This is a genomic window from Shewanella sp. 553 (assembly GCF_059338375.1).
Map to the genome: position 1 here is coordinate 1,671,228 of NZ_CM181701.1, position 12,909 is coordinate 1,684,136.

The 12,909-nt window shown below is 49.4% G+C and carries 9 protein-coding genes and 1 pseudogene; 9 read left to right on the forward strand and 1 reads right to left on the reverse strand.

The window, feature by feature from the left end; genetic code table 11:
• Nucleotides 1-31 precede the first annotated feature (31 nt).
• From oleD to AC5YBZ_RS07610, 5 genes and pseudogenes are all read left to right on the forward strand, one after another.
• Nucleotides 32-1,133: pseudogene (oleD, locus tag AC5YBZ_RS07590) on the forward strand (2-alkyl-3-oxoalkanoate reductase).
• 622 nt (nucleotides 1,134-1,755) lie between these two features.
• Entirely contained in the window at nucleotides 1,756-4,914 is a 3,159-nt protein-coding gene (locus AC5YBZ_RS07595; RefSeq protein ID WP_494543640.1) for an nSTAND1 domain-containing NTPase, read from the forward strand.
• Nucleotides 4,914-5,045, forward strand: coding sequence for a hypothetical protein (locus AC5YBZ_RS07600; protein WP_494543641.1), 132 nt, complete (start codon nucleotides 4,914-4,916; stop codon nucleotides 5,043-5,045). The genes AC5YBZ_RS07595 and AC5YBZ_RS07600 overlap by 1 nt, the downstream gene beginning before the upstream one ends.
• Nucleotides 5,046-5,278: 233 nt before the next feature.
• Nucleotides 5,279-5,650 (forward strand): DP-EP family protein, encoded by a 372-nt coding sequence (locus tag AC5YBZ_RS07605; RefSeq protein WP_119976976.1) that lies wholly within the window; start codon nucleotides 5,279-5,281, stop codon nucleotides 5,648-5,650.
• Between the two features lie 506 nt (nucleotides 5,651-6,156).
• Nucleotides 6,157-7,293, forward strand: a complete 1,137-nt coding sequence (locus tag AC5YBZ_RS07610) for a GGDEF domain-containing protein (protein WP_494519334.1) — start codon at nucleotides 6,157-6,159, stop codon at nucleotides 7,291-7,293.
• 100 nt (nucleotides 7,294-7,393) lie between these two features.
• Here AC5YBZ_RS07610 and bioA read toward each other — a convergent pair whose 3' ends face one another.
• Nucleotides 7,394-8,731 (reverse strand): adenosylmethionine--8-amino-7-oxononanoate transaminase, encoded by a 1,338-nt coding sequence (gene bioA / locus AC5YBZ_RS07615; RefSeq protein WP_494519333.1) that lies wholly within the window; start codon nucleotides 8,729-8,731, stop codon nucleotides 7,394-7,396.
• Nucleotides 8,732-8,881: 150 nt separating this feature from the next.
• Between bioA and bioB the strand changes: the two genes are divergently transcribed.
• The 4 genes from bioB (at nucleotide 8,882) to bioD (ending at nucleotide 12,823) form a co-directional block, all read left to right on the forward strand.
• Nucleotides 8,882-9,934 carry a biotin synthase BioB gene (gene bioB / locus AC5YBZ_RS07620; RefSeq protein WP_475516617.1) on the forward strand — a complete coding sequence of 351 codons (1,053 nt, stop codon included), beginning with the start codon at nucleotides 8,882-8,884 and terminating at the stop codon, nucleotides 9,932-9,934.
• A 45-nt stretch (nucleotides 9,935-9,979) separates the two neighbouring features.
• On the forward strand, nucleotides 9,980-11,155 hold the full coding sequence (locus AC5YBZ_RS07625) for an 8-amino-7-oxononanoate synthase (RefSeq protein ID WP_494543642.1): 1,176 nt from the start codon (nucleotides 9,980-9,982) through the stop codon (nucleotides 11,153-11,155).
• Nucleotides 11,156-11,371: 216 nt separating this feature from the next.
• Nucleotides 11,372-12,136 (forward strand): methyltransferase domain-containing protein, encoded by a 765-nt coding sequence (locus tag AC5YBZ_RS07630; protein ID WP_494524702.1) that lies wholly within the window; start codon nucleotides 11,372-11,374, stop codon nucleotides 12,134-12,136.
• Between the two features lie 3 nt (nucleotides 12,137-12,139).
• Nucleotides 12,140-12,823: a dethiobiotin synthase gene (gene bioD / locus AC5YBZ_RS07635; protein WP_494543643.1), complete on the forward strand. Its 684-nt coding sequence runs from the start codon at nucleotides 12,140-12,142 to the stop codon at nucleotides 12,821-12,823.
• Nucleotides 12,824-12,909: the final 86 nt, after the last annotated feature.

Sequence of the window (12,909 nt, forward strand, 5' to 3'; positions counted from 1 at the left end):
CATGACAGCAGAGAGTATAACAGCAGGTAGCATGACAGCAGAGCACACCACAGCGCCAAGCCTGGCGCAGTTTCACCCACAAGAGCAAGCCGCCTTACAGCAATTAGCGCAGCGTGCGCCGCGGGTGTTAGTCACTGGCGCTGGCGGTTTTTTAGGTAAGGCGATTTGTGAGCGGCTTGTCGCTGCTGGCATCAAGGTCAGTGGTTTGGCCCGTGGCACTTATCCAGAGCTAACCGCCATGGGCGTCAATATGCTCAAGGGTGACATTATTGATGCCAAACAGGTTTCTGATGCGCTGCAAGGTTGCGATTTGGTGTTTCATGTGGCCTCCAAAGCGGGCGTGTGGGGCGATAAATCCAGCTATTATCTGCCTAATGTGGTGGGCACCAACAACATTATTAACGCCTGCGTGGCGCATAATATTCCGCGCTTGGTGTATACCAGCACCCCCAGCGTCACTTTTGCCGGAGTCGATGAAGCATTTATCGATGAAACGCAGCCCTATGCCGCCAGTTACCTTAACTATTATGCTGAGTCCAAAGCCCGCGCCGAACAACAGGTGGTGGCGGCCAATGGCCAAGTGTTGGCCGATGGTAAGCTGTTAAAGACGGTATCGCTCAGGCCGCACCTTATTTGGGGGCCTGAAGATCCCCATTTAGTGCCACGCGTGATTGCGCGTGCTCGGGCCAAACGACTGAAATTGGTTGGCCGAGACGATAAACTTGTCGATACCATTTACATTGCCAATGCCGCCTATGGTCATCTATTGGCGGCGCTGGCTCTTATATGACGACGCGCCATCTTGTGCGGGGCAATGTTATTTTTTAAGTAACGATGAGCCCATCACCATGGCAGCCATGCTAAATAAGATCTTAGCTTGTGCACACTTGCCTGCGGTTACCCAACGCGTGCCAGCTAATCTTGCCTATGGGGTGGGGGCACTGCTCGAAGGTGTCTATTGGCTGCTGGGTAAACAGCAAGAACCCATCATGACCCGTTTTGTCGCTAAGCAGCTGTCGACCAGCCACTATTTTGATATTTCGGCGGCCAAAAAGGATCTGGGTTATCAACCGCTGATCTCTATCGATGACGGTATGGTGTTATTAGCCTCTTGGTTACAGCAACAAAAGTGACTTTAACTATCTGTCTAACGCCTTAATTTATACGCGCTAACTTATCCTCCCATATACGCACTAACAATGAGTAGTTAATATAAGTAGTTAATATAAGTAGTTAATATGATTAGTTAATATGAGATTCATTAATAGTGTTTGAGTTGTTGCGACTCACTCATCATGACTTAACATGTGTGCCATTTGGGCTAAGGTTTAACAAGCCACTTGTTCTATGCTTTGCAGCGGCATGTGCACACCCTATCCAGCACACAGCACACAGCACACAGCACACTGCACACAGTATCCTGCACCGTTATCTATCTCCTACAAACCCCATCAACGCCCATGATGCCTACGCCAGAGTCTCACTGAATGGGTTTAGCCGAATAAAAAAGGGTTATTGCTGACAAAGCCAATATCGGTAAAGCCAATATGGGCCAGCTAGACTGACTCAAGTTAGCCTAGGTGAGGCGAATTTGAGTAAAATTTGGCAATGCCTTGAATAATCTAATACTTATCTACTAATACTCTTCTTATGTTTAATTGACTTCACCTTAGACTGCGCATAAAGTTGTAGCCAAAAAATGTCGCTGCCAACATTTTGTTAACGCGACCAGTACGTTTAGGGTATCTCTTTTACATGGATGAGCAGATTTTTTATTTTGGTGATTGGCAGGTTATTCCCTCGGCCAACACCCTTCGCTGCGGTTCAGTGGTTAAACAACTTGAGCCTAAAGCCATGGACGTATTGCAGCTGCTCTGTCGCCATCAGGGGGAGGTGCTCAGTAGTGATGATATCGTGGCACAATGTTGGCCAGCGGCCGATATCGGCGACAATCCGCTACACAAAATTATCAATCAACTGCGCCGCGCCTTAGGCGACAGTGCCACCCAGCCCACTTACATTGAAACCATACGTAAGCGCGGTTATCGCACGCTTGCCGAGGTGAGTTATCCTGTCGGCAGTGAGCAAGCAGCCAAAACCCAAGTCTGGCAAGGCGACTCTCCCTATCCGGGCCTCAAAGCCTTTGGGCCTGAACACGCAGGAGTGTTTTTTGGCCGCAGCGAGCAGGTCGCCACCTTGTTAGATCGCATTGCTCAGCAGATCCAGTTTGGTCGTGGGTTCTGTTTAGTGCTTGGCCCCAGTGGCAGTGGTAAATCCTCTTTGATCAGCGCCGGTGTGATGCCCAACTTAATGAGCGAGCACGGTTATAACGGCCTTAACGTTAAGTCTTTTAGTCACTTAGATCTTGCTGATGTTACCAGTGGGCAATTGCTGATGGATTTAGCCAGTGTGATGCTCGATTGGGAGATCAACGATGTGCCGGTATTTGACGGCTCAAGCGCCCAAGCGTTAGCCCAGTTGCTGCAGACCGAGCCCAAAGCCGTGATTGAGCATTGTAACACTGCACTTCGAACCCATGCTGATCATCTGTCACAACTGGCACTGTTTATCGACCGCTTAGAGGTACTGCTCTCATCGCCACTGTTTAGTGATGCAGAGAGACATCAATTTGTTGATTTAATCGAGCAACTTGCTAGCTCCGGTAGTGTATTAGTCGTCAGCGCCTGTCGTAACGATTTTTACCCCTTGTTGGTTGAGTACCCTAGTTTAATGGCGGGTAAATCTCGCGGCGCCCATTTTGATCTTGCGCCGCCGAGTCGCCAAGAGCTGTTACAGATGATCCGTCTGCCAGCGATAGCGGCCAATTTAACCTGGGAGTTTGATGAGCGCAGTGCCATGCCGCTCGATGAGCTGATCTGCTCCGATGCCGCTGGCAACCCTGACACCTTGCCTATGCTGCAATTTGTGTTGCAGTCGCTGTATTTGCAACGCAGCGAAGATAATCAATTAAGCGCCAGTGTCTACCGCCAACTTGGCGGTATCGATGGCGCGATTGGCAAACAAGCTGAAGAGACCATTTGCCAGTTAAGTGCGGCGCAGCAAGGCTGTTTACCCCGAGTCTTATCACTGCTAGTGACCTTAAAGGAAGATGAAAACAGCATTACCAGCCGCACTGCGCGCTGGTCACAGTTAAACAGTCAGGATGAACAGCAGCTAGTACAAGCCATGGTGGATAGCCGCTTGTTTGTCTCCCATCTGCAAAACGGTGAGCCCTGTTTTAGTGTTGCGCACGAGGCCTTGCTCAGGCGATGGCCTAGGATCACCGCATGGATAGAGGCGCACCATCATAGCTTAAGCATTAAAAGCCGCCTGTTTCATCTGTCGCAGCGCTGGCTGAGCGAAAACAAACAAAATGCCTACTTGCTCGCGGCGGGTAAACCGCTCAATGAGGCAGAGCAGCTTTGTGATAACCCGTTTTTTACCTTAGATAAACCAGAGCTGGCGTTTATTGCCGCCTCACGGCGGCGGGCCCAAGTTAGGCGCTGGACGGGGCGCGCGACGGTCGCACTCTTATGTCTGCTCACGTTTATCTCTATCTTAATGAGTGTTAAAAGTCACGATGCCGAGCAACAAGCCCAGCAAAAGCGCTTGGCTGCAGAAAACTTACTCGGGTTTATGGTGGGGGATTTTGCTGACAAGCTGCGCGGCATTGGCCGAATGGACCTGCTCGATGGGATCAGTAATAAAGCGCTGGAATATTTCAGTGACTTTTCGGTGGATGATGATGAGAAACACCTCAGTTTCGATGCCCGTTTTCAGCATGGTCAAACCTTAGAGGCGATGGGTGAGGTGGCTTATTCGCGTAATAAAGTCGATGAAGCCCGCAGCGCGCTGTTAGCGGCTCAAAACAAAATGGCGCCGCTGTTAAACTTGCAGCCCAATCATTTAGATTTACTCAAAGCCTTGGGGGCCAATGCCTTTTGGCTAGGGCAACTGCACTACGATAACAGCGATTGGCGTGCTACACAGCCTTGGTTTGAACAGTATCTCAATTATAGTCAGCGGATGTATCGAGTGGCGCCTGATAATGTAGACGCCATGATGGAGCTCTCCTACGCTCATAACTCGCTGGGCTCTGTGTATATGAAGCGAAAGGATTTTAGCCGCGCTACCGCCGCCTTTGAGCAATCACTGCAACTGAAGCTACAAGCGCTTGCGAGAGACCCAGATAGCAGCCAAATGATTGCCGATATTGCCGATACGCGCTCTTGGCTCGCCAGTGCGATGGTATCGGCGGGTGAGATTAGCCGCGCGATCGAGATCCATCAGCAGATCCAGCAAGAGCTCGAACAGCTCAACTTTGAAAATCAACCTTACTTATTAGATCGATTAACAGGGAGTTACAATAGGGCTGCGCGACTGCTTTTTTATCAAGGTTGGGTTCACGATGCGGTTAACAAGTCATCGTTAGCATTGAATACAATTGACAGTGCGTTAATTCAAGACCCCGATAATCATGTATGGAAAATCACGCGATATTTTTCTTTATTTCAACTGCTGGATTTGAGCGATCAATATTTTGACAGCGATAATGCCTTCAATATTGAGAGATTAGCGGTTTTGTTAACGGCTGATGAACAACTGGCTAGTTCACCCAGAAATAGGGAGGTGTGGGCCGCGTTTCAATACGCTGCGGCGCGGCACTTGTTTAATGTTGGCAAGCATGAACAAAGCCAGCGCTATATCGAGCCCGCTATTGCGTCCTATCAAGCGTTAACCAAAGAGTTTAGCCAAAATTCTGGCTATACCCTGAGATTGGCAGAAAGCCAGTTATTACAGGCGCAGCTATTACAAAAAAAGTTATCACAAAAAACACCTGTTAACCCAACACAGCACAGCGCAGAGATCACCGCACTGTGCGCTAAAAGGCCCACAGCCTGCTTAGCCCGATAGTGTTACTGGATAAAGATCCCCGTTACGGGATCCCGCTGGCTAAAGCGCTCGACTGCTTGGGCGAGTTAGACAACAGCAGCGAGCTAGTGCAGCGCCTCAGCAGCGCAGGCGTTGGCGGTATAACGTTTTAGTGCTTGGCTTTATTTATTCTGTCGTCAGCCAGTAGTTAACCTGTTGTTCAACCATTATTCGCTAATAGCACTGCTCACATAAGCGATTTAAATTGTTAATCAAGTTGTAAGCATTAGCTGTACGGGTAAAAATTGTAACAAAAGACAGTTAATTTATAGGTAGTGATGTCAATCATCATTTTTGTTCTAGTGCTTAGTTTCTAGTTTCTGGCGTAATATTAAAAGGAAATCAAATGTCTAAAGCAGCCGGTCAGGCCCATTATGTGAAAGTGAATGTCGATTTAGAAAACGGTGAACCCGTATTCAGTTATCGCCATTTTAACGGCGAGCCTTGTGAAGGCGATGTTACAGTGACTGAAGCGGGCACTATTACCTACCAGCTCAATGATAATACCGGCAAAGGCCTTAAATTCACCGGCGTGGGCTTTATTACGCCATTTGACGGTATTGTCGATGCGGTAACGATTAGCAGTGATGGCACCTTAATTCAAATGGTGGACCTAGATAACACCCCAGGCACCACCAAATTCCAGTTTGTGTTATCCAATGCCGCCAATACATTGCTAGTGTTAAGTCCAGATCCACAAGTTATAAACCATATTTAATATTACAGTGAGTCGCGCTGCATTGAGTTGCAGCGCTTTTTGAGCTTTCGCTCCCTCCCTTAATTTTCTTCATTGAAACCCTTGTTTTATTAATGTCTCGTTATGCGCGTGCATAGATTAAATGGCTTCACTGACTCGGTTTACATGAGGTCGGTTAACGTTGGGGCGAACAAATACATAATTAGCGACTCTTCATCTGTGTTGTCTATCGCTTATCTTAGTCGCTTATCTGAGTCGTTTATATTGGTTGTGCATATTGCTTATGTATATGTTGCTGCAGGTTGTTTGTATGGGTTATTTATCTGCATTGTTTATCTTGTTGAGCCAATAATCAGCCTCAATGAGGTACTTTTCTCGCTTGAGTTAATCTTCCGTCACCATTTAATATCAATCAAACCAATGGTTTGCGTGGGAAGAGTACCGAAAGGTTAATTTCACTTCGCTGCTGTAGTCTTTATCCCATAAGGTGAAAGCCGTGACTGCCTGCCAAGGTCGAGGGATAAGATATGCAAGCTGATAAATGCGTAAACATGATTGAGCAATACCGAGGTGATAGCTTGGAGACACTCAAGAAACTGGATGATAGATGGGCTGCCTACCGTGGCGATGCTGATGCTACAGCAGATAGTTCTTTATTAACTCACCGTGGGTGTGTTGATACTGATAGTGCGGCCATACTGGACACACCTTTCAACGCAAATGTAGCCACGCTTAACTTCCCCTCTACCAAGGTGCAGCCCGGACTGTTAACCACACTGGCCAGTGTTATTAACCATGTTAATGAAGCCATTTTTATCATTAATGAGCAAGGGGTGTTACAGATGCTCAATCCGATGGCTGCGACCTTATTTGGCGCATCAATAGAGGACTTAACGGAGCAACCTTGGAGTGATTTTTTGCAACCTGAGGTGAAAGAGCGCTATTTATCCCTACTAGCACAAGGGGCTAACGGCCAAGAAGCACTGGCGAATATGGGCACTAAGGAGATAGTGCTGCAGCGCGCCGATAGCTTGAGCTTAGATGTCGACTTATCCCTGTCTTATTTACCCGCTTCGCCAACGGTGCAGGGAGCACTGTACATGGGCGTGATGCACAATTTAACTCGCCATAAGGCGCAATACCAAGCCTTAAGGCAGCAGGCTCGCACCGATAAGTTAACTGGATTAGCCAATCGCCATGCGTTTGATGAAGAGATAGAGCGTTGCTGGGTCGATTGTAATAATGGCCATCAGCCACTGAGCTTAGTGGTGATCGATGTAGATTATTTTAAGCTGTTTAATGACAGGTATGGTCATGTCAATGGTGATGCCTGCCTGAAGAAGGTCGCGGCGGTGATTGACAGTGCATTACCCACCAGTCAATGCATGGCTGCGCGCTACGGTGGGGAGGAGTTTGCGCTTATTTTACCTAACTGTGATGCTACCGCTGCGCAGCTTTGCGCCCAACGCGTACAGACTGCCATTAATCATTTGTCATTTACCGACTTGGGGTTGCATGGTTCGGTGCGTGTTAGTGTCAGTCAGGGGATTGCCGTGGAAACCTTAGGCCAATACCGCACCTATAAAGCCCTGTTGTGCGCCGCCGATACTGCCCTGTACCGGGCCAAATCTGATGGTAGAAACTGTATTAATATCAGAGTCTAATGGGTATCTGCTTAATCGAGAGCCTGACGGCTCTCGATTACGTTGGCAAACTGGCAGGCTCAACACTTAGCACTTAGTTTGAGCAATTAGCTTTGAGCCATTAACCGTGGCTGATAAATTGTGGCAGTACTTGCCCGTTAGCGCTTTGCTCACCCACCATTTTTGCCACCGATGTCATTGCATTGGTCAGCTGAGTGAGTTGCTGCTGATCAATGCAGTAAGGCGGCATAATGTAGATTAAGCGCCCAAAAGGGCGGATCCAGACACCTAAGTCAACAAACGCCTGCTGTAACTGGGCGGTATTCAATGGTTGTTGCATCTCTATCACCCCCACTGCGCCCAGCACTCTCACCGCGGCCACGCCAGGCAATGTGCTTGCTGGCGCTAATTCTGTCTGCATTTGCGCCTCAATTTGCGCCACCTGCTCAATCCACTCATTGCGGGCGATGAGATCTAAACTGGCACTGGCCGCGGCGCAGGCCAGTGGATTACCCATAAAGGTTGGTCCATGCATAAAGACCCCCGAGGGCGAGTCACTGATCCCTTGGGCAACATCGTCACTACAGAGCGTGGCTGCAAGGGAGATATAACCGCCTGTTAGGGCCTTACCCACACATAGAATATCGGCTTCAATAGCGGCATGCTCATAGGCAAACAACTTACCGGTGCGGCCAAAACCTGTGGCAATTTCATCTAAAATCAGCAGCACTTGGTATTGATCACACAGTGCTCTTAAGCCTTTGAGGTAATCGCTCGAATAAAAACGCATGCCGCCAGCCCCTTGCATGATGGGTTCGATAATCACCGCCGCAATGCTCTGGTGGTGTTCATCGAGTGCATCGCGCATCGAGCTAAGATCATCGTGTTGTAATGGCTCACCAAATGGGGTTTGCGGCGCATTAACAAACAGCTGTTGGGTGACCGCATTACCAAACATGGTGTGCATGCCGCCTTCGGGATCGCACACGCTCATGGCGGCAAACGTGTCACCGTGATAGCCATTTTTTACCGTTAAGATACGTTGCTTATTGGGCAGCTGCTGGCCTTGCCAATATTGCAGCGCCATTTTCATGGCAACTTCAACGGCAATCGAGCCAGAGTCGGCTAAAAACACCTTGGTTAAGTTATCACTGGTCAAATTGAGCAGCTTTTTACACACGTCGATGGCGCTGTGATGGGTGATCCCGCCAAACATAACATGGCTTAAGGTGTGCAGCTGCGCTTGCATCGCCTCAAGAATATAAGGGTGACTATAACCGTGGACACAGGCCCACCATGAGCTGGTGCCGTCGATCAGTTGCTGTCCATTGTCGAGGGTGAGTTCACAACCATCGGCTGACACTACGCCAAAGGTAGGCTGGGCGTGGGTCATAGAGGTATAAGGATGCCAGATGTGTTGTTTGTCAAAATCATAATCGATAGGGGGTGTCGCGGTCATAGCGTCTCCGTGGTTAATTGTTGACCATTAGTCAACTTGGCGCACTGGTTGGCGTTGACAGATTAAGACCTAAAGGTATGCTAAGCAACATAAATGTCGATGAATGGTATGACTTCATCGCGATCATATTCAGAGTAAGGGCCGCTATCAATGTCACAAATACCACTACGTCATGACTGGCAACGTGATGAAATAGAATCACTTTTTGCATTGCCGATGAACGACTTATTGTTTAAGGCCCACAGTATTCATCGTCAAGTGTACGATCCTAACGAAGTGCAGATCAGTCGTCTACTGTCAATTAAGACGGGGGCTTGCCCAGAAGACTGCAAATATTGTCCTCAGAGCGCCCGTTATGACACCGGACTTGAAAAAGAGCGGCTGATTGAAATTGATAAAGTCCTTACCGAGGCTCGCGCCGCGAAAGCCGCCGGTGCATCGCGCTTTTGTATGGGCGCGGCATGGCGTAATCCCCATGAGCGCGATATGCCGTACCTTAAAGATATGGTGGCTGAAGTGAAAGCCATGGGCATGGAAACCTGCATGACGTTGGGGATGTTGTCGCCCTCGCAAGCTGAAGAACTGGCAGGGGCTGGGCTTGACTACTACAACCACAACTTAGACACCTCGCCAGAATATTATGGCGATATCATCACCACTCGTACCTACCAAGATAGATTAGACACCTTATCGAATGTGCGCGCCGCGGGCATGAAAGTGTGTTCTGGCGGTATTGTTGGCATGGGTGAGCAGGCGAGCGATCGCGCTGGCTTATTGCAGCAATTGGCTAACATGGAGCAGCACCCTGACTCTGTCCCTATCAATATGTTAGTGAAAGTGGCGGGCACACCATTTGAGAATTTGGACGATCTTGATCCGTTAGAGTTTGTGCGCACCATTGCCGTTGCGCGCATTATTATGCCTCACTCACGTGTGCGTTTGTCGGCTGGACGCGAGAGCATGAGCGATGAGCTACAAGCCATGTGTTTCTTTGCCGGCGCCAACTCGATTTTTTACGGTTGCAAATTACTCACCACCAGCAACCCTGAAGAAAACGATGATATGGCGCTATTTAAACGTTTAGGCTTGCACCCAGAACAGGGTAAAGCGGCAACCATTGAAGAAGAAAAAGCGGTATTTGCCAAGGCCGAAGCCATCAAGGCCAAGCAGACACAGCCTTTTTATGATGCGGCGGCGCTCTAATTTAATGTTGAACGTGTTAAGTGCCTTGTTGCTGATGTTGGCCATATGAGTGCAGCCACACCTAAGGTGAGTCGACTGAGCCAAAAAATCGATACCCAGATGGCGCGCGCCCGTCACGCAGGGTTACTGCGTCAGCGCCGCGCCTTGGCAATCGCTAAGGCGGGCGATGAGACGCCAAATGAGTTTATGCTCGAGGGTGTCAGCTTTATTAATTTCAGCAGTAACGACTATTTAGGTCTGAGCCAAGCTTCTGTGCTGGTGGATGCCATGAGCCAAGGTAGTCAGTTATATGGCGTGGGAAGCGGCGCATCTCCTTTAGTCACGGGCTACAGTGAGGCGCATCGTCAACTTGAACAGGCCTTGTGTGAGGCCTGCGGACATGAAGCTGCCTTGCTATTTTGCTCGGGCTTTAGCGCCAATAGTGCATTGATGAAAACCTTGTTTGACCGCCATGATACCGTGGTGGCCGATAAGTTGATCCATGCCTCACTTATCGATGGCTTACGCGATAGCAGCGCACATTTAAAGCGCTTTGCCCATAACGATATTGATGCGGCGGTTAAGCTTATTGCCACTCATCAGCCGCAAGCGGTGATCACCGAAAGTGTCTTTAGCATGGATGGTGACTGCGCGCCGTTGGGGGCGCTGTATCAAGCATGCCAACAGGCACAAAGCTGGCTTATCGTTGACGATGCCCACGGTTTTGGGGTGTTACCAGTGGCAAAGCAGCCGCGGGCGAGCGTTAGCAACTGCGACGTGCAGGTGGTCACTTTTGGCAAGGCGCTGGGGTGTCAGGGCGCGGCGATTTTAGGCTCGCAAGCGTGTATCGATTTTATGGTGGCCAATGCCCGCCATTACATCTATTCGACGGCGCTGTCTCCTGCTAATGCCTATGTTGCCTATCGCGCGGTCAAATGGCTTGGTGAGTCAACCAAGGTCGCAGACACCTTGCACGGCATCATTGATGCCTTTAGGCGGCAATGTCAGCAAGCGGGGATCACGCTGAGCGACTCGGTTACGCCAATTCAACCCATAGTGATAGGCGAGCTTGAGCGCTTACAAGCGGTAACCGATGGGCTTAAAGCGCGAGGCATTTGGGTCGGGTCGATACGGCCGCCAACGGTGCCTAAAGGCAGTGCCCGCCTAAGAATTACCCTTAATGTGAATCACACTCAGGCGCAGCTTGACCACCTGATAGCCAGCTTGGTTGAAGTGCTATAACGCGCTAGCCAAACAATACTGCGCATGCGGTAATGCTAAGGTCTGTGTGGGTCAATCACCTTAATCCGAAATTTATAGCGCCTAAATTAAAAGCTTAAATATTTAACGCGTCAGTCATTAATAAAGTGGTACAACAAACATGCTTATCTCCTCTCTCTCTGCCGCCCATAACCTGCCAAGCATAATGGGTCAGCGCTGCCCTCTGGCGATAATGTTATGACGCTGAATGTGAGTGCCGTCGATAAGATTGCCCAGCAGTTCTCCCACGCTGCGCAGCAATATCAGCAACATGATGTGTTGCAACGTATTACCGCCCAGGTACTGCAAGAGACCATGGGCTCAACGTCGCGGCTGTTAGATATTGGCTGCGGCCCAGGCACCGATTTTTCATTTTTGGGGCCAATCAAGCAAGTGCTGGCTGTCGATATTGCACCAGGCATGTTGCAGCAGATGCGTACGCGCTACCCTGAGTATCTCAGTGTTTGCGGGGATGCTCAGTGTTTGCCCTTGCAAGATAACAGTATTGATGCCATTTATTCGAATCTGGCGTTGCAATGGTGCGCCACACTCAATAGTGCAGTGCAAGAGATGGCCCGCGTGCTATCACCTAAGGGGGAGTGTTATTTGGCGATTGTTGTCGATGGCAGCTTGCAGCAACTTAAGCAGCTGGGGTTGCGGGTTAACCGCTTCCAGTCGGCAAAGGAGATTTTGGCCAGCTTTAACCATGAGCAGTGGCAGCTGCGGGAGCAACAGGTGATGCCTATCACGGTGCACTTTAACCACCTTAAACCTTTGCTCTATTCAATCAAAGGGGTTGGAGCGTCAGTGCGAGGCGAGGGCGATACTGGCCAAGCGCAGCCGCTTTTGCGCGGACGCCAAGATTGGCTGGCGCTCAATAGCCAAGCAGAGCAGATGCGCCAGAAAGCGGGATTACCGCTCACCTATCAAATTTTATTTATTCGCGCCAAATTAAAGGGATAATTTATGCAGTATTTTGTCGCAGGGACCGATACCGATTGTGGTAAAACATTGATCGCCTCAGCCTTACTGTATCGGGCCAAGCAAACCGGCACGACCTTGGGGATAAAACCTGTGGCGTCAGGATGTGAGTTTACCCCTGATGGGCTGCGTAACAGCGATGCATTGAGCTTAATGGCACAATCGACACTTAAGTTGGCGTACTCGCAGGTGAATCCATTTGCTTTTGCCCCTGCCATCGCGCCCCATATTGCGGCGTTGCACAGTGGCGAAAACCTAACGGCGGCGGCCATTATCGAGCACTTGGCAGCGCTACCGTTAACAGATGTCGATTTTGCCATTGTCGAAGGCGCAGGAGGCTGGCGCTTACCTTTAAATCAAGAAGAGTTTTTATCTCAGGTGGTGCAGCGTTTATCTTTGCCTGTGATTTTAGTGGTGGGGGTGAAGCTGGGTTGTTTAAACCATGCCTTACTCACACAGGAGGCGATACTTGCTGATGGCGTGCAGATTGCTGGTTGGGTGGCCAATATGGTGGATCCGGCGATGAGTGTCGCACAGCAGAATCTCGACAGTTTACATCACCTTATGTCGAGCCCTTGTCTGGGCGTGGTGGCGCATTTATCAGCGTACGATACCCAAGAGCATGTCAGTCAGGCGGCCCGTTATTTGTCGCTGGATGCGCTCTGTTAATGGTTACTCGATAACTTCATGGCTTACTAGTCAATATGATGTTTCACTTATTTGTTAATATTAACCAAGATTAATGCCATATCTTA